At 36.7% G+C, this 23,112-nt stretch carries 17 protein-coding genes; 16 read left to right on the top strand and 1 reads right to left on the bottom strand.

The window, feature by feature from the left end:
* The first annotated feature begins 25 nt into the window (after positions 1-25).
* The 3 genes from BCR22_RS00225 to BCR22_RS00235 all read left to right on the top strand — a co-directional run bounded on the left by BCR22_RS00225 (position 26) and on the right by BCR22_RS00235 (position 5,314).
* Complete coding sequence (locus tag BCR22_RS00225; RefSeq protein ID WP_069652992.1) at positions 26-2,290, top strand: bifunctional metallophosphatase/5'-nucleotidase; 2,265 nt, start codon at positions 26-28, stop codon at positions 2,288-2,290.
* Between the two features lie 284 nt (positions 2,291-2,574).
* On the top strand, positions 2,575-3,981 hold the full coding sequence (locus BCR22_RS00230) for an NCS2 family permease (RefSeq protein ID WP_069652993.1): 1,407 nt from the start codon (positions 2,575-2,577) through the stop codon (positions 3,979-3,981).
* 136 nt (positions 3,982-4,117) lie between these two features.
* A complete protein-coding gene (locus tag BCR22_RS00235; protein WP_069652994.1) occupies positions 4,118-5,314 on the top strand; it encodes a multidrug efflux MFS transporter in 1,197 nt (398 codons plus the stop codon).
* Positions 5,315-5,442: 128 nt separating this feature from the next.
* Here BCR22_RS00235 and BCR22_RS00240 read toward each other — a convergent pair whose 3' ends face one another.
* Positions 5,443-5,634, bottom strand: coding sequence for a YjzD family protein (locus BCR22_RS00240; RefSeq protein ID WP_069652995.1), 192 nt, complete (start codon positions 5,632-5,634; stop codon positions 5,443-5,445).
* Positions 5,635-5,742: 108 nt separating this feature from the next.
* Between BCR22_RS00240 and dnaE the strand changes: the two genes are divergently transcribed.
* The 13 genes from dnaE to BCR22_RS00305 all read left to right on the top strand — a co-directional run bounded on the left by dnaE (position 5,743) and on the right by BCR22_RS00305 (position 22,993).
* Positions 5,743-9,075 carry a DNA polymerase III subunit alpha gene (gene dnaE, locus BCR22_RS00245; protein WP_069652996.1) on the top strand — a complete coding sequence of 1,111 codons (3,333 nt, stop codon included), beginning with the start codon at positions 5,743-5,745 and terminating at the stop codon, positions 9,073-9,075.
* Between the two features lie 171 nt (positions 9,076-9,246).
* Complete coding sequence (pfkA, locus tag BCR22_RS00250; RefSeq protein ID WP_069652997.1) at positions 9,247-10,209, top strand: 6-phosphofructokinase; 963 nt, start codon at positions 9,247-9,249, stop codon at positions 10,207-10,209.
* A 97-nt stretch (positions 10,210-10,306) separates the two neighbouring features.
* Positions 10,307-12,064, top strand: coding sequence for a pyruvate kinase (pyk, locus tag BCR22_RS00255; RefSeq protein WP_069652998.1), 1,758 nt, complete (start codon positions 10,307-10,309; stop codon positions 12,062-12,064).
* Between the two features lie 188 nt (positions 12,065-12,252).
* Positions 12,253-13,272, top strand: coding sequence for an alcohol dehydrogenase AdhP (adhP, locus tag BCR22_RS00260; RefSeq protein WP_069652999.1), 1,020 nt, complete (start codon positions 12,253-12,255; stop codon positions 13,270-13,272).
* Between the two features lie 629 nt (positions 13,273-13,901).
* Positions 13,902-14,204 (top strand): Fpa/YlaN family protein, encoded by a 303-nt coding sequence (locus tag BCR22_RS00265; RefSeq protein WP_069653000.1) that lies wholly within the window; start codon positions 13,902-13,904, stop codon positions 14,202-14,204.
* Between the two features lie 3 nt (positions 14,205-14,207).
* On the top strand, positions 14,208-15,398 hold the full coding sequence (locus tag BCR22_RS00270) for an FtsW/RodA/SpoVE family cell cycle protein (protein WP_069653001.1): 1,191 nt from the start codon (positions 14,208-14,210) through the stop codon (positions 15,396-15,398).
* Positions 15,399-15,434: 36 nt separating this feature from the next.
* Positions 15,435-18,863 (top strand): pyruvate carboxylase, encoded by a 3,429-nt coding sequence (locus BCR22_RS00275; RefSeq protein WP_069653002.1) that lies wholly within the window; start codon positions 15,435-15,437, stop codon positions 18,861-18,863.
* Between the two features lie 19 nt (positions 18,864-18,882).
* On the top strand, positions 18,883-20,004 hold the full coding sequence (locus tag BCR22_RS00280) for a CAP-associated domain-containing protein (protein ID WP_069653003.1): 1,122 nt from the start codon (positions 18,883-18,885) through the stop codon (positions 20,002-20,004).
* 2 nt (positions 20,005-20,006) lie between these two features.
* On the top strand, positions 20,007-20,438 hold the full coding sequence (locus tag BCR22_RS00285; RefSeq protein ID WP_069653004.1) for a YlbF/YmcA family competence regulator: 432 nt from the start codon (positions 20,007-20,009) through the stop codon (positions 20,436-20,438).
* Positions 20,428-20,778: a YlbG family protein gene (locus BCR22_RS00290; RefSeq protein WP_069653005.1), complete on the top strand. Its 351-nt coding sequence runs from the start codon at positions 20,428-20,430 to the stop codon at positions 20,776-20,778. The genes BCR22_RS00285 and BCR22_RS00290 overlap by 11 nt, the downstream gene beginning before the upstream one ends.
* 104 nt (positions 20,779-20,882) lie before the next feature.
* Positions 20,883-21,446 carry a 16S rRNA (guanine(966)-N(2))-methyltransferase RsmD gene (gene rsmD, locus BCR22_RS00295; RefSeq protein ID WP_069653006.1) on the top strand — a complete coding sequence of 188 codons (564 nt, stop codon included), beginning with the start codon at positions 20,883-20,885 and terminating at the stop codon, positions 21,444-21,446.
* Positions 21,439-21,942, top strand: a complete 504-nt coding sequence (coaD, locus tag BCR22_RS00300) for a pantetheine-phosphate adenylyltransferase (RefSeq protein WP_069653007.1) — start codon at positions 21,439-21,441, stop codon at positions 21,940-21,942. Before rsmD ends, coaD begins: the two co-directional genes overlap by 8 nt.
* Positions 21,932-22,993: a SepM family pheromone-processing serine protease gene (locus BCR22_RS00305; protein ID WP_069653008.1), complete on the top strand. Its 1,062-nt coding sequence runs from the start codon at positions 21,932-21,934 to the stop codon at positions 22,991-22,993. The genes coaD and BCR22_RS00305 overlap by 11 nt, the downstream gene beginning before the upstream one ends.
* The last annotated feature ends 119 nt before the right edge of the window (positions 22,994-23,112 follow it).

A 23,112-nucleotide genomic window follows, 5' to 3' on the forward strand; every position in this document is an offset into this window, starting at 1 on the left:
AAATAACTAAAAAGGAGCTATAAAGATGAAAAAGTGGCAAATCACTTTGTTCACTATTTTAAGTACTATCGGGGGAATCAGTACTGTTTTGGAGACTAGCACGATTGCTGGTGCACAAACAGCTAATGAAATAGAGCAAAGTAGTCGAGTGGTTGCAAAAGATTCACAAGCTGAAAAAATTCCTTTTCAAATTTTGGGAATCAATGATTTTCATGGGGCGCTTAATACGACGGGCTCATTCTTTGATGATGCAAACAATAAAGTAGCAAATACAGGAACAGCTCCACTGTTGGCAGGTTATTTGAATCGTGCACAGGAGCAGTTTGAAACTGTTCATCACGGTGGTCAAACAATACGTGTACAGGCTGGAGATATGGTTGGAGCAAGTCCGGCAAGTTCAGGTCTTCTTCAAGATGAACCGACAGTCAACGTATTGAATCAAATGAATTTTTCTGTAGGGACTATAGGGAATCATGAGTTTGATGAAGGACTTCAAGAGTTTAACCGGATTATGATAGGCGAAAATCCCAAAGATGATCCTTACGGTATTTTAATGGCTTATCCAAGAGCCGCTTCAAAAACTGAGATTGTGATCGGAAATGTTGTAAAAAAGGGGACCCAAGAGATTCCTTTCGATTGGAAGCCCTATACAATCAAAGAAGTAGGAACCGCAAAAAATAAAGTAAAAGTCGGATTTATTGGTGTGGTCACTACCGAAATTCCTAATTTGGTTCTAAAGGAACATTATGAATCGTATGATTTTTTAGATGAAGCAGAAACAATTGCTTACTATTCCAGTATACTGAAAGAACAAGGCGTGAATGCGATAATCGTTTTGGGTCATATCCCTGCCACAAGTAAAGCGAATAAAGTGAATGGGGACGCTGCGGTAATTCTAGAAAAAGTTGATAAAATTTATCCCGAGCATAGTGTAGATGCCTTTTTTGCAGCACATAATCATCAATATACAAATGGTGTAGTCAACAAAACAAGAGTTGTTCAGTCTACTGCACAAGGAAAAGGTTATGTGGACCTACAAGGAACCCTTGATCCTCGAACCAATGATTTTGTCACAACCCCTGAAGCGAAGGTCATGCCAGTTGATCCAGCTGCAAAAGACGCGCCTAAAATTGACAAAAAAGTTGAGGCAATCGTAAAGGATGCCGAAGAACGTGTAGCAGAGGTCACGAACAAGAAGATTGGAACAGCTAAAGAAAATGGCGCAATCACTCGTGAACTCAATGCATCAAAAGAATCACCGCTAGGGAATTTAATTACAGATGGTCAAGTTGAGATGGCTAAAGCTCAAGGAATCAATGCAGATTTTGCTATGACAAACAACGGTGGTATTCGTGCTGACTTAGTAGTGAATGAAAATCGTGATATTACATGGGGGGCAGCACAGGCAGTACAGCCCTTTGGGAACATCATGCAAGTGGTCGAAATGACGGGAGCCCAAGTTGAGCAAGTACTGAATGAACAGTATGATGAAGAAGAACGTTATTTCCTACAAATTTCTGGTTTGTCTTATACTTATATAGCATCAGAGAATAAAGACCACCCATTTAAAGTTCAAGATATACTTAAAAAAGATGGTACTCCGATTCAAGCAGATCAAACGTATCTTGTTGTAATCAATGACTTTTTATATGGTGGTGGTGATGGGTTCAAAGGATTTACTGAGGCCAACTTAGTCAATGCTATTAAGCCAGATACAGAAACATTTATTGACTATATCGAAAGTAAAGAAGCTGCTGGAGAACTCATTTTAGCATCAGTTGAAAATCGTAAAAAATTAGCAGAACCAGAAAATCAAATTTCAAATGAATCGGAAGACAAAATCAAAAAAGCAACCATTTTTGATCCATTATATGAAGATGACGAACTTTTGAGAGGTGTAACATTGCCAAATGCGACGATTTTACTCTACGATGGTGAATTTCCCCAAGCGAAAACGAGGACAGCAGAGCTTCCAAAAGCCGATTTAACAGGGCAAGCTGATCCAGAAGGTCGAATTAAAATTAACGTTTCTTCATTAAAACTCCTAGGCAAAAAGAAATTGACTGCGCTAGTATTGGATGAGGCTAAAAATCAAGTAACCTTTCCAATCGAAATTTTACCTAAGAGAGAAATCTTTTTAGAAACGACTAATACTACGGACATTTTTGAAACGAAAACTAAAAAAGAATTACCTAAAACGGGTGAAAAACAAACAATCTTACCATTTTTATTTGGAACACTGACAATAAGTGCGGGTGTTATTATGATGTTAAAAAGGAAAAAACGATAGAATGAAAAAGCCTTACAGTCGCAATACATAATCTGCTACTGCAAGGTTTTTTATACGCTATCAACAATAATGCGGAGAAACACGAACGATTAATACGAAATTCCGAATAAAAGTTAATAATTTGTTGAAATCAATCACACTCTACCTTATACTTTAAAAGTATTCATCAGGGAATCGAAAAATGCACTTATTCATTACAATTAGTTGGCTCAGTAAATAATTTGTTCAATGAGCGAACCGAATCATCCTGATAAAATTTTGTCTAAAGGGAGAGAGTTAATTTCATGGAAAAGTTTTTCAAATTAAAGGAAAACAACACAACTGTTTCAACTGAAATGGTAGCAGGGGTAACGACATTTTTTGCGATGAGCTATATTTTATTTGTAAATCCATCAATCTTATCCCAAACAGGAATGCCATTTCAAGCGGTATTTTTAGCAACAATTATTGCTTCAATTATTGGAACTTTGATCATGGGTCTGTTTGCAAACGTTCCGTATGCTCAGGCACCCGGTATGGGGTTAAACGCTTTTTTTACGTTTACAGTCGTTTTTGGTTTAGGCTATACGTGGCAGCAAGCATTAGCAATGGTTTTTATTTGCGGATTAATCAATGTCCTGATCACCGTAACTAAAATCCGTAAAATGATCATCAAGGCGATACCGGAAAGTATGCAACATGCAATCGGTGGAGGTATTGGAATTTTTGTAGCGTATGTGGGAATTAAAAATGCAAAATTATTAGACTTTACAATTCAAGCAGAACCTACAAAGGGAATGGTTAATGGCAATAGTATTGTTCCAGCTTTGGGTAACTTTAATAATCCAGAAATTATATTAGCAATTATCGGTTTAGTTTTAACTACGGTCTTAGTTGTGTTAAATGTTCGTGGCGCCATTTTGGTTGGTATTGTAGCTACAACAATCATTGCAATCCCGCTAGGAGTTGTTGATTTGTCAGCAATTGATTGGCAAGCAAATTCTTTAGGGAATTCTATCAGGGAATTAGGAACGACTTTTGGTGCAGCATTTGGTGCTGATGGAATGCAGTCATTGTTCAATGATGCTTCGAAAATTCCTCAAGTTTTGATGACGGTTATTGCGTTTAGTTTGTCAGATACATTTGATACGATCGGTACTTTTATTGGAACAGGTCGTCGTACAGGAATATTTTCTAAAGAAGACGAGTTGGCATTGGAAGACAGTAAAGGTTTTTCTACAAAAATGGATAAAGCCTTATTTGCAGATGCGATTGCAACATCGATCGGTGCAGTTTTTGGAACATCTAATACTACGACTTATGTAGAAAGTGCGGCAGGGATCGGTGCTGGCGGGCGGACTGGTTTAACTTCTGTTGTAGTTGCGGCGATGTTCGCTTTAAGCAGTTTGCTTTCACCACTGATTGCGATTGTGCCAGCACAAGCAACTGCTCCAGCTTTGATTTTAGTGGGTGTAATGATGCTTGCTTCATTTAAAGACATCGAATGGACCGATTTAGAAGAAGCAATTCCAGCGTTTTTTGCCTCTATTTTTATGGGACTATGTTATAGCATTTCTTATGGTATTGCTGCAGGATTTATTTTTTATGCAATCGTGAAGGTTGCAAAAGGAAAATTCAGAGAAATTTCACCGATTCTTTGGGTAGTTAATGCCTTATTTATCTTGAACTTCATTATTTTGGCAATTTTATAAGCTACTTTTACTTGATAAAGCCCAACTGTTTTTTTAGACAGTTGGGCTTTTTTTAATGACTTGCGTAAAATTTTTTGAGTGATTAGAATATTTGGAGTATAGTTAATAGTGAAGAACTTGTGAGGTGTGCATTAAGATGAAAATTGATTGGAAAAAGAATTTGATGGTTGCTTGGCTAGGGTGCTTTTTTACTGGGGCAAGTATTAGTTTAGTCATGCCTTTTATTCCTGTTTATGTCGAACAATTAGGAACGCCTAAGAATCAGGTCGAGCTATTTTCTGGACTTGCTATTTCGGTTACTGCATTTGCCGCAGCGATTGTGGCACCTATTTGGGGGAATTTAGCAGATAGAAAAGGTCGGAAGCTGATGATGATTCGAGCAGCAGCTGGTATGACGATCACGATGGGATCTCTAGCATTTGTACCAAATGTTTATTGGCTTTTGATTATGCGCTTTTTTAATGGTATTCTATCTGGATATATTCCAAACGCAACTGCAATGATTGCATCACAAGCACCAAAAGAAAAAAGTGGTTGGGCTTTAGGAACCTTATCAACAGGAGCTATTGCTGGAAATTTGATTGGGCCTTCGATTGGTGGGGCACTCGCTCAATGGTTTGGGATGGAAAATGTGTTTATCATTACTGGAGTAGTGTTGTTGATTACGACCTTACTAACGATTTTTATGGTAAAAGAAGACTTCCAACCAATTGAGAAGAAAGACTTGTTAAGTACAAAAGAGATTTTTGCAAAGATGGACCATGTTTCTATTTTGATTGGTTTATTCATTACAACATTGATTTTACAAATTGGTGTTACGAGTATTAGTCCGATTTTAACGTTATACATTCGTTCTTTGAGTCACGATACTAGCAATATCTTATTCATTAGTGGTTTAATTGTTTCAGTTGCTGGTGTTTCAGCTGTGATTTCTTCGCCAGTTTTAGGGAAATTAGGGGATAAGATCGGTAATCATAAGGTTTTATTAGCTGGTTTGGTTTTATCAATGATCTGTTATCTTCCTATGGCGTTTGTTAAAACTCCCTTTCAATTAGGATTATTACGCTTCTTCTTAGGATTTTCAACGGGAGCATTAATGCCATCTATCAACACGCTGATCAGCAAAATTACGCCATCTGAAGGAGTTAGTCGTGTTTACAGTTATAACCAAATGTTTAGTAATTTCGGACAAGTTTTGGGTCCAATGATTGGGTCCACCGTGGCTCATGGTATGGGGTATAGCGCAGTGTTTATTGTAACAGCTTGTTTTGTACTGGGGAATATTTGTCTATCATTGTTCAATTTCCGAAAAATTTTAAATAAAAGTCTATAAACAGTTGAAAACATAAAAAAACCAGTTACAATGTTTGTAGTAACTGGTTTTTTTATAATCATGATGTTAAGTTATAGACAGTGAGCTAAAAGCGAATAAAAAATTAGCTTAAGTCAGTAGTCTGAGAGTTATTGAGCACTTTTAGTGGTTTCTTTTTTTGGTAATGCAAATTGACCAATTAATAAGATAATCACACCGGTAATCAATGACATAATTGTTGTCAGCATAAAATCATAACTTCCGCCGTTTAAGGCACCGCCGATATAGCCGACCACTTGTCCTAGTAAAAAGGACCACAACAATACAAGAATGTAACGCATGGATTGCACCTCTTTTCTAGCTATAGTTTAGCACAATTTTTATAAATGTAAAGAAATTGAAAGATTCATTTTTATTTTAAAACCATCACACGTAAAAGGAGATGTCCTATGCCCTTTCCACAATTATATACAATCACTTCCTATTCATTACTTTCCAGTACCATTCGTATTCAAGAATTAGTGAAACAAGCAAAAAAACTAGGGTATACAGCTTTAGGAATTACGGATATCAATGTACTTCATGGGGCAATCGAATTTTTTGAAGCCTGTAAAAAGGAAGCTATTAAACCAATTATTGGATTGACGTTAGAATATACCCCACAAAAGTCTGAACAGCTAGCACAGATTGTACTGTATGCAAAAGATTTAGTTGGCTATCAACATTTAATGCGAATCTCAACTGCAAAGATGAATAGCGAAAGAATGTTCTATTTAGATGAAATCAAAGAATATTTCACTCATTTATTTGCTGTGATACCCTCCGATAAAAGCGAAGTGGCTTTTGCCCTAAAAAGAAGTGAAACAGAAGCGGCTGAAAGTTTAGATCAGCTAATCCAATTATTTGAGCCAGACTCTTTTTTTGCGGGGGCCTCATTTACCTGTAATCCGGAAACTGATCCAGCACTTTTTAAGTTTTATGAAGCAAAAAAACAATCACTACTTGCTTTGCAAGAAACACGTTATTTAAATCGAGAAGATGGATTTGCCTTAAACGTATTAGCACACATTAATCAAGGACAACAAATGGCATTAAATGCTGAAGAAACTGAAATTGAAGGACCATTTTATCTAAGAAATCAGGCAGATGTTGCCGAACAATTACATTTGAAAATTAATGAACAAGCCCTTCATAACGCCGAAAAACTTGTTGATTCTTGTAATGTGGAGATTCCGTTGCATCAACGTTTACTACCACATTATCCGATTCCAGAAGGAAGACAAGCAGGAGAATTTTTAAAAGAGTTATGCTTGAAGAAACTGCCTGAACGAATTTCGGATGTTACGGTTGAATATGAAGATCGATTAGCAAAAGAGCTTGATATTATCCATACAATGGGATTTGATGATTATTTCTTGATCGTTTGGGACGTAATGGCATTTGCTCATGACAAAAAAATTGTGACAGGGGCTGGGCGGGGTTCTGCGGCAGGATCTTTAGTATCCTATGTATTATCAATCACAGATGTTGATCCCATTAAATACGACTTACTATTTGAACGGTTCTTAAATCCAGAACGACATTCAATGCCCGATATAGATTTAGATATTCCAGATAATCGTCGTGAAGAAGTGTTGCAATATGTTCGTGAAAAATATGGACACTATCATATGGCACAAATTGCTACGTTTGGTACGATGGCGGCAAAAATGGTTTTAAGAGATGTTGCCAGAGTTTTTGGCCTATCTCAAAGTGAATCAAATCGTTGGTCCAACGCGGTGCCAAGTGCATTGAAAATGACCTTGAAAACAGCGTATGCAGAGTCAAAAAATCTTGTTGAGTTAGTGAATTCTTCGGAGACAAATCGTTTGTTATATGATACGGCTATTCGTTTAGAAGGGTTGCCACGACATGTTTCAACCCATGCAGCTGGAGTGGTGATCAGTGATATAGACCTCTTAGATATCGTCCCGTTACAACCGGGTTCAAATGACATTTTTCTAACACAATTTACTATGAATGACGTTGAGAAAATTGGTCTATTAAAAATGGACTTCTTAGGATTGAGAAATTTATCGATCATAGATAACACAATCAAGTCAATCAAGCGTGTCTATAAAAAAGAAGTGATTTTAAATCAAATTCCTTTAGATGATGAAAAGACGTTATCTTTATTTAGACGAGGAGAAACAAGTGGCGTTTTTCAATTTGAATCAGCTGGTATCAGAAATGTTCTCCGCAAACTCGGTCCAACAAGTATTGAAGATATTGCGGCTGTCAACGCCTTGTATCGTCCTGGTCCGATGCAAAATATCGATTTGTTTATCCGTCGAAAAAAAGGTCAAGAACCAATTGATTATCCCGATGCTGTTTTAGAGCCGATTTTAAAGAATACGTACGGTATTATTGTGTATCAGGAGCAAATTATTCAAGTTGCTTCTACAATGGCAGGCTTTAGTTTAGGACAAGCAGATATTTTACGCCGTGCCGTTAGTAAAAAGAAAAAAGATGTCTTGGATGAAGAACGAAAACATTTCGTTGAAGGGGCGATGAATCAAGGACACAGCAAGGAAATTGCAATGACGATCTACGATTATATTGAGCGATTTGCTAACTACGGTTTTAATCGATCCCATGCGTTTGCTTATTCTTTTATTGGATTCCAAATGGCCTACTTAAAAGTCCATTTTCCAGGGGCTTTTTATGCTGCGATTCTTCATTCAGTAAGGCATAACCCCACTAAAATCAAAGAATATATTGGAGAAGCACGGAAAAACAAAATGGTGATTGTACAACCGTCTATCAATTCTAGTCAATACAGCTTTTACTTAAATAATGATGACCAAATCATGTTTGGTTTTAGCTCATTAAAAGGAATACGGAGAGATTTTATCCAAAATATTATAGATGAGCGTAAAGAACGTGGTCCATTTAAATCGTTTGAGCAATTTTTACTACGTATTGATCGGAAGTGGCTGAAAGCTGATAATATTCAACCGCTCATTGCAATTGGGGCCTTTGATGGACTACAAGCAAATCGTCGTCAGTTAGCGGTTAGTTTAGACAGTGAAATTCAAAACATCATTTATAGTGGTGGCAGTATGAATCTTTTAGAAGATACGCTGAAACTGAAAGAAGTAGAAGTTGCTGATTATACGTTGGAAGAGAAACTGGAGCAGGAAGAACAATATTTAGGTGTTTATTTATCAGGACATCCTACAGAGGAATTTAAGAAGACACGTTTAGCTAAGCAAGTGATGTTAGTTAGCGATGTCGTGGAAAATCAAACGGCACGTTTATTGATTTATGTAAAAGATAGCCGAGTGATCCGTACAAAAAAAGGCGAACAAATGGCGTTTGTGGAAGGTGATGATCTAACTGGATCACTCTCTTTAACACTTTTCCCGACAGTATTCAGAACACTTCGTCAAACTGTTGAAAAAAATCAAGTCTATTTTGTAGAAGGCAAAGTAGAAAAAAGTAATTACAATCAAGAACTTCAATTGTTGGTAAATCAAATTGAAAAAGCTAGTGCTATTGAAAACAGTATTAGTGCAACAACTTGTTATTTAAAAATTGTTGCGGCGAAAGATCAGAAAGAAGTGTTGCAAAGTGTCCACGAGGTCATTCAACAAAATAAAGGCAATACGCCAGTAATTATTTACTTTGAAGAAAATGGTAAAAAAGTAGTCTTAGGAGAAGAGAATTGGGTAGCGGATACGCTAAGTGTAAAAAAACAATTAGAGGCGATTTTAGGGAACCAAAATGTTGTTTTCAAATAATTTACGGTAAAAAATACTAATTGTTTTCATCTTTTTTCAATTATTTCTTCTTAAATCAAGACATTTTGCACTATTAATGGTAAAATGAGTGACGTAATATTTTTGAGTAATGAATAACTGTGACTAAATTTGTTACAGCTTAAAAGTATAATATATGAGGTGAAAGAACGAATGAAACGTATCGGTATTTTAACCAGTGGGGGAGACGCCCCAGGAATGAACGCTGCAATTCGTGCAGTGGTACGTAAAGGGATTTTTGACGGAATCGAGGTTTATGGAATAAACTATGGTTTTGCAGGTTTGGTGGCAGGTGACATTCGCCGTTTAGACATTGCTGATGTTGGTGACAAAATTCAACGTGGAGGAACATTCTTATATTCTGCCCGTTATCCAGAGTTTGCAACAGAAGAGGGGCAATTAAAAGGAATCGAACAATTGAAAAAATTTGGGATTGAAGGTTTAGTTGTTATTGGTGGAGATGGTTCTTACCATGGCGCGATGGCACTAACAAAACGCGGTTTCCCAGCTGTAGGTATTCCAGGAACGATTGATAATGATATTCCAGGAACCGACTTTACGATTGGATTTGATACAGCAATTAATACAGTGTTAGAATCAATCGACCGTATCCGTGACACAGCAACATCACATGTGCGTACTTTCGTTATTGAAGTAATGGGACGTGGTGCAGGTGATATCGCCCTTTGGTCAGGTGTTGCCGGTGGAGCTGACGAAATTATCATTCCAGAACATGACTTTGATATGGTCAATGTTGCTAAACGCATCAGAGAAGGACGCGATCGCGGCAAGAAACATTGCTTGATCATCCTAGCAGAAGGCGTAATGGGTGGTAATGAATTTGCTGATAAACTTTCTGAACATGGCGATTTCCACACACGTGTCTCTATTTTAGGACATGTTGTCCGTGGCGGTTCACCAAGTGCTCGCGACCGCGTATTAGCAAGTAAATTCGGTTCGTATGCAGTTGAATTGTTAAAAGCAGGAATTGGCGGACAATGTATCGGGATGCTGGATAACCAAGTTGTCTCAGCAGATATCGTTGAGACATTGGAAAATCACAAACATAAACCTGACTTATCACTTTATGATTTAAATCAAGAGATTTCTTTCTAAAGATATGCTGAGCAATTTCAGCTATCTTAGGTATCCCTTGAGGAAAATAGATAATCTTTATGACGTATAAACAAAAATGGAATAGGAGCGTTTGGTAATGAAAAAAACGAAAATCGTATGTACGATCGGACCAGCTAGTGAAACTGTTGACATGCTAGTAAACTTAATGAATGCAGGAATGAATGTTTGCCGTTTGAACTTCTCTCACGGTGATTTTGAAGAGCATGGTAACCGCATTAAAAATATTCGTAAGGCTGCAAAAATCACAGGAAAACGCGTAGCAATCTTGCTTGATACAAAAGGACCTGAAATTCGTACAAACGAAATGGAAAATGGGGCAATCACATTAAGAACTGGTGATTCAGTGCGCCTTTCTATGACAGAAGTTTTAGGAACAAACGAAAAGTTTTCAATCACTTATCCAGAATTAATCAACGATGTAAATGTTGGCTCTCATATTCTTTTAGATGATGGACTGATTGACTTAGAAGTAACAGATATCGACCGTACAGCTAACGAAATCGTTACGCTCGTTAAAAACGAAGGCGTTCTAAAAAATAAAAAAGGTGTTAACGTACCTGGCGTTTCTGTAAACCTTCCTGGTATCACAGATAAAGATGCTGCTGATATCCGTTTTGGTATCGAACAAGGCGTTGACTTTATCGCGGCAAGTTTCGTTCGTCGTGCAACTGATGTTTTAGAAATTACGAAAATTTTGGAAGAAGAAAATGCAACACACATCCAAATTATTCCTAAAATCGAAAACCAAGAAGGTATCGATAACATTGATGAAATCCTAAAAGTTTCTGATGGTTTAATGGTTGCTCGAGGCGACATGGGTGTTGAAATTCCAACAGAAGACGTTCCAGTTGTTCAAAAAGACTTGATTAAAAAATGTAATGCTTTAGGTAAACCAGTTATCACAGCTACTCAAATGCTAGATTCTATGCAACGTAACCCGCGCCCAACACGTGCGGAAGCAAATGACGTTGCGAATGCAATCTATGACGGAACAGATGCAGTAATGCTTTCTGGGGAAACAGCTGCTGGGGATTACCCATTAGAGGCTGTTCAAACAATGGCTCGTATCGCAGTCCGTACTGAAGAAGCATTGATCAACCAAGATTCATTTGCATTAAAACTTTACAGCAAAACGGATATGGCTGAAGCGATTGGTCAATCAGTTGGACATACTGCACGTAACTTGGGTATCCAAACAATCGTAGCAGCAACTGAATCAGGTCACACTGCTCGTATGATTTCTAAATATCGTCCAAAATCTCATATCGTTGCGATTACTTTCTCAGAACAAAAAGCTCGTAGCTTATCATTATCTTGGGGTGTTTATGCAACCGTTGCTGACAAACCATCAAGCACTGATGAAATGTTCAACTTAGCAACACGCACTTCTCAAGAAGAAGGATTTGCAAGTGAAGGTGATTTAATCATTATCACAGCAGGCGTTCCAGTAGGTGAGAAAGGGACAACAAACTTAATGAAGATCCAAATGATCGGATCAAAATTAGTTCAAGGTCAAGGAATCGGTGAATCATCAGTTATTGCTAAAGCAGTTGTAGCAAATACAGCAGAAGAAGCAGTTGCTAATGCAGTAGAAGGTTCTATTCTAGTTGTTAAAACAACTGACAAAGATTATATGCCTGCAATCGACAAAGCAATTGCGTTGGTTGTTGAAGAAGGTGGATTAACTTCCCATGCAGCAGTTGTTGCAATTGCGAAAGATATTCCAGTAATCGTTGGGGCGGCGGATGCAACAAACTTAATTGCTAATGATGAATTGATCACTGTTGATCCTCGTCGTGGTATTGTATACCGTGGAGCAACAACAGCAATCTAAATTTTTTAATTATAACTTATACAAGAACCGGAATGAATCAGGAAAAGTGATTCATTTCGGTTCTTTTTTATGTGTGTTAAACGAATTTTTATTATTTGTGAAATTCTTCTCAAAAAGACTTTTAAAACGATTTCATACATGGTACAATATAATTGTTACCATATATTAAAAAACACAGGAGTGATAGAATGAAAGCAGCTGTTGTAACGAAAGAAAATAATGGAAAAGTAGAGATCAAGGAATTAGATATCAGACCGCTTGAAACTGGTGAAGCTTTAGTGGATGTTGAATATTGTGGTGTTTGTCATACTGACCTGCATGTCGCTCACGGAGATTTTGGTGAAGTTCCAGGGCGAGTGATTGGTCATGAAGGAATCGGGATCGTTAAAGAAATTGCTCCAGGTGTCGAGAGTTTAAAAGTAGGAGACCGCGTAAGTATCGCTTGGTTCTTTGAAGGATGTGGCACTTGCGAATATTGTATCACAGGCCGTGAAACGTTCTGCCGCCAAGTAAAAAATGCTGGATTTTCAGTGGATGGTGCAATGGCTGAACAATGTATTGTTAAAGCAGACTACGCTGTTAAGGTACCAGAAGGCCTAGATCCAGCTCAAGCCAGCAGTATTTCATGTGCAGGGGTTACGTGTTACAAAGCAATCAAAGTTTCTGATGTAAAACCAGGACAATGGGTTGCTATCTACGGTATTGGTGGCTTAGGAAATTTAGCGATTCAATATGCTAAAAATGTGTTTAATGCTAAAGTCATTGCTGTTGACATCAATGATGATAAATTAGAATTCGCCAAAGAATTAGGTGCTGATTTAGTTTGCAATCCATTAACAGATGGTGATGCTGGAGCGTGGATTCAAGAGAAAGTCGGCGGAGCACATGCAGCAGTTGTTACGGCTGTTTCGAAAGTTGCGTTTAATCAAGCAGTAGATTCTGTAAGAGCTGCTGGTAAAGTAGTTGCAGTTGGATTACCGCCAGAAACGATGGATCTAGCAATTGTTAAGACTGTTTTAGATGGAATTCAAATCGTAGGATCATTAGTTGGAACACGCAAAGATCTTGAAGAAGCATTCCAATTTGGAGCAGAAGGTAAAGTTGTACCCGTTGTGGAAACTCGTTGTTTACATGAAGTCAATGACATCTTTGAAGAAATGGAACAAGGAAAAATCAAGGGTAGAATGGTTGTAGATTTAAAAAAATAACACAATTATAAATTAAATAAATAAACAGAATAGCAAAGACCCTAAAAGAAAGAGCTGAAATTCTAACTTTGTAGGGTCTTTTTTTATAACAAGCAAGTGAATAGTAGCCTTTTCTAGATACTTTGATAGCTTCTTAAAATAGATTCTGTTACTATTGATAGTAGAATTTATTGGAAATTTATCAAGGATAAAATAGTTGAATGAACGGGTTCGATTCCCTAATCAAATCTATGTCATTTATTTTTATGGAATTTTAGGAGGAACAAAGATGAAGGAAAGTGCAAAAGCAGGTATTTCATTTGGAGGTGCATGAGCATTAGTCATTTCGTATGTAAATTGGCATAGTATTCTATGGGCAATGTTTCACGGGGTGTTGAGTTGGTTTTATGTAATCTATTACGTAATTGTATATGGCGTAAATTGATAGCGAGCAGTTAGAGCTGACTAGTATAAAAGAGTTGATTTTTGGATCAATTTTGAAATAGACTGTCATAACAATGAGATTTCCATTTATTTCTGTTTGCTAAACATAAAAAAATTTTTTAAACGAGTGATTTTCAGAAAATTTCTGTTAATCAAGGGACAAATTATGCTATAATTACATAATTAAGATGGGAGGTTTAGTGCAAATGGAATCCATTTCAAAAGATTTTGCCGTTCAGCTGTTAAACGATGATGCACAAAGGATTATGATGTTGATTCGTAATCAAAAAAATAGCCTATGCATTTCCCAGTGTAAGGCGTTTGAAGAAGTCGTAGACACGCAAATGTATGGTTTTTCTCGTCAAGTGACTTATGCCATTCGACTAGGTATTTTAAGTTCAAAACAAGGACATCAAATGCTAAGTGATTTAGAAAAAGAACTTAATCAATTATATAGTGACGTTTATGAGGAAACACAAGAAAAAAAAGAGATTGGCAAGGAGGTTTAAGCTTTGCCGAACAAGATAAAAAAAAGGCATCTGTTAGATTATAGTATTTTGATTCCCTATTTGGTTCTTAGTGCAGTGGGATTAATCATGGTTTACAGTTCTACTTCTTCTCTGTTAGTGTCACAAGGCAAGCCACCGACCGGAATGGTTATCACCCAACTGCAATTTTGGCTTTTAAGTTTAGTAGCAATGTTTTTTATTTACAAGATGAAAACAAGCGTCTTTCAAGTCAAAGGCTTTATTATGTTTGCAATTGTGGTTATTTCGGTTCTTCTCTTAGCCGTTCGATTTACGACATTAGGTTCAGAAATCAATGGTGCTAAAGGTTGGATTCAAATTGGTTCGTTCTCAATGCAACCGGCTGAATATCTAAAAATAATGGTGATTTGGTATCTTGCCTATATTTTAGGCCGAAGACAGAAATATATCGATAAAGAATTTAAAAAAGCAGTGTTTAGACCGATGCTTTTGGTGGGCTGTTTAATCTTCCTTGTTGCGATCCAACCGGATTTCGGAAACGCAGCCATTTTGACCTTATTGGTTATTATTATGATACTCTCTAGTGGCGTAAATTATATGTATACATATATAGTGGGCGGCGCTGGGATTTTGGGTAGTATTGCTGTTATTCAAACGTTACTTTTAACTGGAGGAAAGATTATTCCAGAAAGATATCGATATGTGTATCCGCGCTTTGCCATTTTCTTAAATCCATTTAAAGATGAACGGAATGCGGGGCATCAATTGGCAAATTCTTATTACGCGATCAATAATGGTAGCTGGTTTGGAAAAGGTTTAGGAAATAGCATTCAGAAAAAAGGATTTTTACCAGAAGCACATTCAGATTTTATTTTTGCTATAACGATTGAAGAATTGGGCTTATTTGTATCACTAATCATACTAGCAATTTTAATGTTTATGATTGCGCGAATCATTTTAGTTGGCGTACGCTCAAAAAAACCGTTCAATTCACTAATGTGTATTGGTATTGGTACAATGTTGTTGTTGCAGGTTTTTATCAATTTGGGCGGAATTACTGGAGTGATTCCTTTAACAGGTGTAACATTTCCTTTCCTAAGCCAAGGAGGGAACAGTGTATTGATTATTTCAATTGCAGTTGCATTCGTATTGAATATCAGTGCAGATGAAAAAAAACAAAAAATGGACCAAGAATACCAATTACTTGGTAATTAATAATTGAAGGTCAAATAAACAGGTAGGAGTGAAAGAATGAAAAAAGTTTTAGTCGCAAATCGTGGAGAAATCGCAATTCGTATTTTTAGAGCCTGTACAGAGATGCACATCGGGACAGTGGCAATCTATGCAGCAGAAGACGAATATTCAGTTCATCGTTTTAAAGCTGATGAAGCCTATTTAGTTGGTAAGGGAAAAAAACCAATAGAAGCCTACCTTGACGTGGAAGACATAATCAGAATTGCAAAACAATCTGGTGCTGATGCTATACATCCGGGTTATGGTTTTCTTTCTGAGAATTTGGAGTTTGCCCGTCGTTGTAGAGAAGAAGGCCTTATTTTTGTAGGGCCATCACTGCATCATCTAGACATTTTTGGCGATAAAATCAAAGCGAAAGAAGCCGCTGTGGCTGCTGGGATTTCTTCGATACCGGGTTCAGATGGTCCTGTCGATACAGTAGAAGGTGTCTTGGACTTTGGTCGGACACATGGTTTTCCGATTATGATCAAAGCGGCACTTGGTGGTGGCGGTCGTGGCATGCGCGTAGCTCATGACGAAAAAGAAGCAAGAGAAGGGTATGATCGAGCGAAAAGTGAAGCTAAGGCAGCTTTTGGTTCTGATGAAGTCTATGTTGAAAAATATATTTCCAATCCAAAACATATTGAAGTTCAAATTTTAGGTGATAGTCATGGGAATGTGATTCATTTATTTGAACGTGATTGCTCTGTTCAACGCCGTCATCAAAAAGTTGTGGAAGTAGCTCCATGTGTTTCAATGAGTGAAGAAAAACGCAAAGAAATTTGTGGTGCTGCGGTTCAATTAATGAAGCACGTTCAATATATAAATGCTGGGACAGTTGAATTTCTAGTTGAGGGCGATCAATTTTATTTTATCGAAGTGAACCCACGTGTTCAAGTAGAGCATACCATCACTGAAATGGTCACAGATATAGACATTGTAGTTTCACAATTACAGATTGCTCAAGGTCTTGATCTTCATAAAGATATGAAAATTCCACAACAAGAAAATATTACGCTAAATGGCGCTGCAATCCAATGCAGAATTACAACGGAAGATCCATTGAATCATTTCATGCCTGATACTGGTAAGATTGATACTTATCGTTCACCAGGTGGTTTTGGCGTCCGTCTAGATGTTGGAAATGCCTATTCAGGTGCGGTTGTTACGCCCTATTTTGATTCATTGTTGGTTAAAGTTTGTACTCATGGTTTTACGTTTGAAAAAGCGATTCAAAAGATGGAACGTAGTTTGAGAGAATTTAGAATTCGTGGTGTTAAGACGAATATTCCATTTTTACACAAAGTAATTGGCCATCCAGAATTTCAATCAGGGGAAGCAAAAACTACCTTTATCGACAATACACCGCAATTATTCGAATTTCCTAAATTAAGAGATCGCGGGAATAAAACAATGAAATTTATTGGTGAAGTTACAGTCAATGGATTTCCTGGTATTGAAAAATCAACGAAGAAATATTTTGATGCACCGCGTATACCAACTGATTTAGAGTTACGTAATGATTATGTAACGGCAAAAAATGTTTTAGATACAGATGGAGCGCAAGGCGTAATCGAATGGGTCAAAAAACAAGAAAATGTTTTATTAACAGATACAACTTTCCGCGATGCACATCAAAGTTTATTAGCTACTCGAGTAAGAACACAGGATTTCAAAGAAATCGCACGTTTAACTGGCGAAGGGTTGCCTGAGCTATTTTCGAGTGAAATGTGGGGCGGTGCAACTTTTGATGTTGCATATCGTTTCTTAAATGAAGATCCATGGCAAAGACTACGCAAAATTCGTAAGTTAATGCCGAACACATTATTACAAATGTTGTTTAGAGGGTCAAATGCGGTTGGCTATCAAAATTATCCAGACAATGTAATCGAAGAATTTATTAAAGAGTCAGCAAGACAAGGAATTGATGTTTTCCGTATTTTTGATAGTTTGAATTGGTTACCGCAGATGGAAAAAAGTATTCAAACCGTTAGAGATACCGGGAAGATTGCAGAAGCTGCTATTTGTTATACAGGGGATATCAATGACCCTTCAAGAGCAAAATACAATGTTGAGTACTACAAAAATATGGCCAAAGAACTTGAAAAGATGGGTGCTCATATTATTGCAATCAAAGATATGGCAGGTTTATTAAAGCCACAAGCAGCGTATCGTTTGATTAGTGAGTTAAAAGATACGACTGATTTACCGATACATTTGCATACACATGATACAAGCGGTAATGGTATAATCACCTATTCAGCTGCGACTAAAGCTGGAGTGGATATCGTAGATGTGGCTACAAGTGCAATGAGCGGGGCAACAAGTCAGCCTAGCATGAGCAGTTTATATTATGCGTTAGTGAATGGTGATCGTACCCCCGATGTTAACATCGATAATACGCAAAAAATCAACCATTACTGGGAAGATGTTCGTATGTATTACCAATCATTCGAAAATGGCCTAAATGCACCGCAAACAGAAGTTTATATGCATGAAATGCCAGGTGGACAATATTCTAATTTACAACAACAAGCTAAGGCTGTCGGCTTGGGTCACCAATGGGATGAAATCAAAAAAATGTATCATACTGTCAACTTAATGTTTGGCGATATTGTTAAAGTGACGCCATCTTCAAAAGTCGTAGGGGATATGGCATTATTCATGGTTCAAAATAATCTAACAGAAGAGGAAATCTATGCCAATGGAGAAGACTTGAGTTTTCCAGAGTCAGTCGTTACCTTCTTCCAAGGGGACTTAGGTCAACCAGTAGGTGGGTTTCCTAAAGAGTTACAGAGAATTATTCTAAAAGGACGTCCAGCCTTCACAGAAAGGCCTGGAAGTTTGGCAGCGCCTGTAAAATTTGATAAGGTAAAAGCAGAATTAACTGAAAAAATTGGTTATGAACCAAAACTAGAAGAGGTATTGAGTTATTTAATGTATCCTCAGGTATTCTTGGACTATCGTACTTCTTATCAAAATTTTGGTGATGTGACGTTATTAGATACGCCAACCTTCTTCCAAGGAATTCGGCAAGGTGAATCAGTAGAAGTTCAAATCGAAAAGGGTAAGACGTTGATTATTCGTTTAGATGAAATCGGTGACCCTGATATTGAAGGAAACCGGGTATTATTCTTTAATTTAAACGGTCAACGACGTGAAGTAGTTATTAAAGATACCTCTATCAAATCCTCTGTCCAAGCAAAACGCAAAGCAGAACCAACAAATAAAGAGCAAATCGGTGCTACAATGTCAGGCTCTGTTCTCCAAGTTTTAGTTCAAAAAGGGGACAAGGTTAAAAAAGGAGATGCTTTGTTGGTAACAGAAGCGATGAAGATGGAAACCACTATTGAAGCTCGTTTTGATGGGATTGTTGAACATATTTATGTATTTGAAGAAGAACCGATCAGTTCAGGCGATCTGTTGATAGAAGTAAAAGAAAATTAACCGAAAAGTGGGGGAAAAGATGAAACGATTTTTAGCTTTTTTAGGCGTTTTCTTGATAGTCATTGTAGGTGGCTATTTGCAGCCAGTCTTTTTCCCTGCTGAAAAAATGCAGCAAGAAGCAGATCATGGGAGACAAGTTGCCTCCCATACTGCTTTACCTTATGAAGAAATACCAACTTCGGGTTATGCTACGTACATAGGAAAAAAAGCAACTGATTTCGTTACTGAGTTTGGTGAACCGCTTGAAAAAAAAATGACAGTTATGGGATATGAGTTATGGATATATGGTGTGAAAGATTCAGATTATCTAGAAGTGAATGTTCAAAACGAAAAAATCTCTTCAATCAAAGCATTGAATGACTCAAAAGAAACGTTACCATTTTCTATTGGTATGAAGTTGTCTGATGTTTCAGAATTGATGACCATTTATTCGAATTTTGCCTTTACATACAAAGAAACCAACTACAATGTGGAGTTAATGGAAGAAGATATGAATTATCGTCCTCTGATTGCATTTGATAATAAAACATTCGCTATTTTATTTTTCAATCATGGCACAGGTAAGCTTTCAGCAGTTACTTATTTAGATAAAAAAACATTATTAACCTTAATGCCATACCAATTAGTAGAAGGTGAACTTGTGCCTTTTCCGGTAAAAGAACAGCCTCCTGGATTTGATGCTGTCACAAGTAATCAAGTGCTCAGAACAATCAATTTGTTGAAACTTGCAGAAGGATTACCAGCATATCGTGTGAATACTGAAAGTCAAAAAAATGCTCAAAAGCTTTTTGATACATTAAATAAAAATTCTAAAAATGTTCTTTCAACAGAACGAGTAGAAAATTGGCAATATAGCAAAGAACAAATGACTTCTGAGACCATGTTTACACTGACCAATGATGAATACCAAAAATTATTAAAAGCGGGTCAATTAGACAAGAAAAAAGCAACAGGGATGTATACAGAACCCGTTTATGATCCAACCTTCACTGTGCTCTCATGGTTTTCTGATTCATTATATCATTCTCGATTTGCTCATCAAGAAAATGAACACATTGGCGTTGCTTTCTCTAAAGCAAGTATGTTAGTCTTATTACAAGAGACTGAAAAAGAAATAACTCAAACAGAGGAAAGTGAATAAGTATGATAGTGACAGAAAAACTTTTTGAAATAGAAGATCAGACAGAAAAACTTGTTCAAGCCATTTTAGCAAGTGAGACCATTGAATCTTATAAAATAAATCGTCAAGCAATGTATGGATCTAAGGACGTCCGAGAGAAGCAAAAAGCATTTTTAGAGGCAAAAGATTCCTTCGAGCGCATCGAAGCTTATGGAAACCATGCGCCGGATTTCCGCACTAAACAACGAGCAGTTCGCCAAGCGAAGCGTGCGTTAGATCTGAGTGAAGAAGTTGCTGAGTTTCGATTCTCTGAAACTGGTGTTCAAACGATATTAGATTTAGTGGGTATGGCAGTAGCGAAAACAATTTCAGCTGATATCAAAGTAGACGCTGGAAATCCATTTTTTGAAAAGGGAAAACATTCGGGGTGTGGAGGTAATTGTCATGCAAGTTAAGGAAGAAAAAGAATTTACCATTCAAAAACGTCGTTGTTTAGTTGTTTTTGTATACAGTTTAAAGCAATTAAAGACATTGAAACGCTATGGATTGATTCATTATGTCTCACGTCGGATGAAATATGTTGTGCTTTATATGAATGAAGAAGATATTGAAAGCTCAGAAGCTAAAATAAATGGTTTGCATTTTGTACGGAAAGTAGAACGGTCTTATCGTCCAGATGTGGAAATGAATTTTGCTGAAAAAATCGGAACAAAAGCGGCGTATCAGTACGAGAAAGAAGAAGGCTTTGAGGTCGAAGAATTAAGTACTCAAATTCGTTTAGCTGAAAATGTGTAAAAATTGAGATGAAAAATGTGTACGAACTTCAAACATTTTTCATCTTTTTTCTGTATAGTTGATATACTATTAAAGTACATTAAGTGATAAGGAGCGTTTAAAGAATGCGGGTTATATCTGGAGAATATGGTGGACGACGTTTAAAAGCATTAGTTGGTGATAATACACGCCCTACAACGGATAAGGTAAAAGAATCGATTTTTAATATGATAGGACCGTATTTTGATGGTGGAACGGTGTTAGATTTATATGCAGGAAGCGGCGGTTTAGCGATCGAAGCTGTGTCCAGAGGAATGGATCTAGGGATTTGTATTGAAAAAAACTTTTCTGCTATTAAAATTATTAAGGAAAATATTGAAGTAACAAAAGAACCAAACAAGTTTATCGTAAAAAAAATGGATGCTAATAAAGCATTATTATTTTTAAAAGAAGAAGAAATAACGGTCGATTTGGTGTTACTTGATCCGCCGTATGCCAAACAGGAAATCGAAGAGCAAATAGAACAAATGCTTGCTCAAGATTTACTAAGTGAAGTGGGTATCATTGTTTGTGAGACGGATAAATCTGTGAAGCTTCCAGAAATCATTGGTACATGTGTAAAATCTCGTGAAACAACCTACGGTATCACTCAAATAACGATTTATAAACAGGAGGTAAGCGATGAGTAAAATTGCTCTTTTTCCTGGAAGTTTTGACCCATTGACGAATGGCCATTTAAATATGATTGAACGTAGTACACTGTTGTTCGACAAAGTCATTATAGGCGTTTTTGTCAATACAAATAAAACAGCTCTTTTTTCCTTAGAAGAAAAGCTTATCTTCATTAAGGAAGCTGTTGCCCATTTAGAAAATGTGGAAGTTATCGTTCAAGAAAAGAAACTCACTGTTGAAAGTGCTGAAGAATTAGGTGCTAACTTTTTAATTCGTGGAATCAGAAATATCAAAGACTATGAGTATGAAAAAGACATAGCGAGAATGAATCATCATTTAGCACCTCATTTAGAAACTGTTTTTCTATTAGCTGACGAAACCTATGGTCACATCAGTTCAAGTTTACTAAAGGAAATGCTGGAATTTGGCGGGGATGTCTCTGAATATCTTCCTCAATCTGTCAATCGAGCACTAAATCAAAAGAATCGTGAGATGAAACGAAATGAAGAATGAACATGAAGAAAAATTATCAATCAAGTCGACGCTCCCTTTTATTATCGTTATAGTGTTGATTATTATAATGATCTTTCCAATTCCTTTTTACATTGAAGGGCCTGGTACAACGGAGAATTTAAAAGATTTTGTGACTGTGAATAATAAAAAAGATACGGAACCAGGTGCGTTTTATTTAACAACTGTTGGCGTTCGTAAAGCAACAGTAGGTTCTGCTTTAAAAGCAAAATTTTCAACTTTTGAAGAACTAGTAAGCAAAGAAGAATTGATGGGATCAAGTACAAGTAGTGAATATGATCGAATTCAGCAATATTATATGAATTCGTCGAAAAATGCTGCAATTGAGCAGGCGTTAAAACTCGCTGATGTACCCTACAAAATGAATTTCAAAGGTGTATATGTTTTAGCAATAGAAGATAATTCAAGTTTTAAAGGAAAAATTTCTGTTGGAGATACTGTTACAGGAATCGATGGACATACATTTAAAAGCAGTGAAGAATTTGTAGACTATGTAAAAAAACAAAAAATTGGGCAAAAAGTGACTGTAAGCTACTTACAAGATGGTAAGGCTAAGAAAGCAGAAGGTAAATTGATTGAATTACCAACCGATAAAAAGGCAGGTATTGGCATCGGATTGACTGATCATACTGAAATTGAGTCTACGGTTCCGGTTGAAATAGATGCAGGTGATATCGGTGGTCCATCAGCAGGCTTAATGTTTACCTTAGAGACATATGAGCAACTAATACAAAAAGGGATTCGTAAAGGACATAAGATTGCTGGTACAGGAACAATCAATACTCAAGGAGTCGTTGGGCGAATAGGTGGTATTGACAAAAAAGTTGTTACTGCTAGTAACAATGGAACAGAAATTTTCTTTGCACCGGATGACGAAATCACGAAAGAAATGAAAAAAGCTGAACCAGAAATTAAAACAAACTACGAAGAGGCAAAAGCAGCCGCTGAAAAAATAGGAACAAAAATGAAAATTGTACCTGTAAAAAATGTACAAGATGCTTTAAATTATCTTGAAACATTGAATGAAAAATAAAAAAATGGACAACGAGGTGTTAACTTCGTTGTTCATTTTTTGTTTTATTGCAAAAGCCTAATAAATATCGGGAAATCAAAGAATTTTTTTATTTTTAATCATGAAAATAAAAAAGTAAT

It is taken from the genome of Enterococcus plantarum (assembly GCF_001730295.1).
Taxonomy (GTDB): Bacteria; Bacillota; Bacilli; order Lactobacillales; family Enterococcaceae; genus Enterococcus_L; species Enterococcus_L plantarum.

Coding starts and splice junctions, on each gene's coding strand:
- BCR22_RS00225 (WP_069652992.1), top strand. CDS start 26: ATGAAAAAGTGGCAAATCACTTTGTTCACTATTTTAAGTACTATCGGG.
- BCR22_RS00230 (WP_069652993.1), top strand. CDS start 2,575: ATGGAAAAGTTTTTCAAATTAAAGGAAAACAACACAACTGTTTCAACT.
- BCR22_RS00235 (WP_069652994.1), top strand. CDS start 4,118: ATGAAAATTGATTGGAAAAAGAATTTGATGGTTGCTTGGCTAGGGTGC.
- BCR22_RS00240 (WP_069652995.1), bottom strand. CDS start 5,634: ATGCGTTACATTCTTGTATTGTTGTGGTCCTTTTTACTAGGACAAGTG.
- dnaE (WP_069652996.1), top strand. CDS start 5,743: ATGCCCTTTCCACAATTATATACAATCACTTCCTATTCATTACTTTCC.
- pfkA (WP_069652997.1), top strand. CDS start 9,247: ATGAAACGTATCGGTATTTTAACCAGTGGGGGAGACGCCCCAGGAATG.
- pyk (WP_069652998.1), top strand. CDS start 10,307: ATGAAAAAAACGAAAATCGTATGTACGATCGGACCAGCTAGTGAAACT.
- adhP (WP_069652999.1), top strand. CDS start 12,253: ATGAAAGCAGCTGTTGTAACGAAAGAAAATAATGGAAAAGTAGAGATC.
- BCR22_RS00265 (WP_069653000.1), top strand. CDS start 13,902: ATGGAATCCATTTCAAAAGATTTTGCCGTTCAGCTGTTAAACGATGAT.
- BCR22_RS00275 (WP_069653002.1), top strand. CDS start 15,435: ATGAAAAAAGTTTTAGTCGCAAATCGTGGAGAAATCGCAATTCGTATT.
- BCR22_RS00280 (WP_069653003.1), top strand. CDS start 18,883: ATGAAACGATTTTTAGCTTTTTTAGGCGTTTTCTTGATAGTCATTGTA.
- BCR22_RS00285 (WP_069653004.1), top strand. CDS start 20,007: ATGATAGTGACAGAAAAACTTTTTGAAATAGAAGATCAGACAGAAAAA.
- BCR22_RS00290 (WP_069653005.1), top strand. CDS start 20,428: ATGCAAGTTAAGGAAGAAAAAGAATTTACCATTCAAAAACGTCGTTGT.
- rsmD (WP_069653006.1), top strand. CDS start 20,883: ATGCGGGTTATATCTGGAGAATATGGTGGACGACGTTTAAAAGCATTA.
- coaD (WP_069653007.1), top strand. CDS start 21,439: ATGAGTAAAATTGCTCTTTTTCCTGGAAGTTTTGACCCATTGACGAAT.
- BCR22_RS00305 (WP_069653008.1), top strand. CDS start 21,932: ATGAAGAATGAACATGAAGAAAAATTATCAATCAAGTCGACGCTCCCT.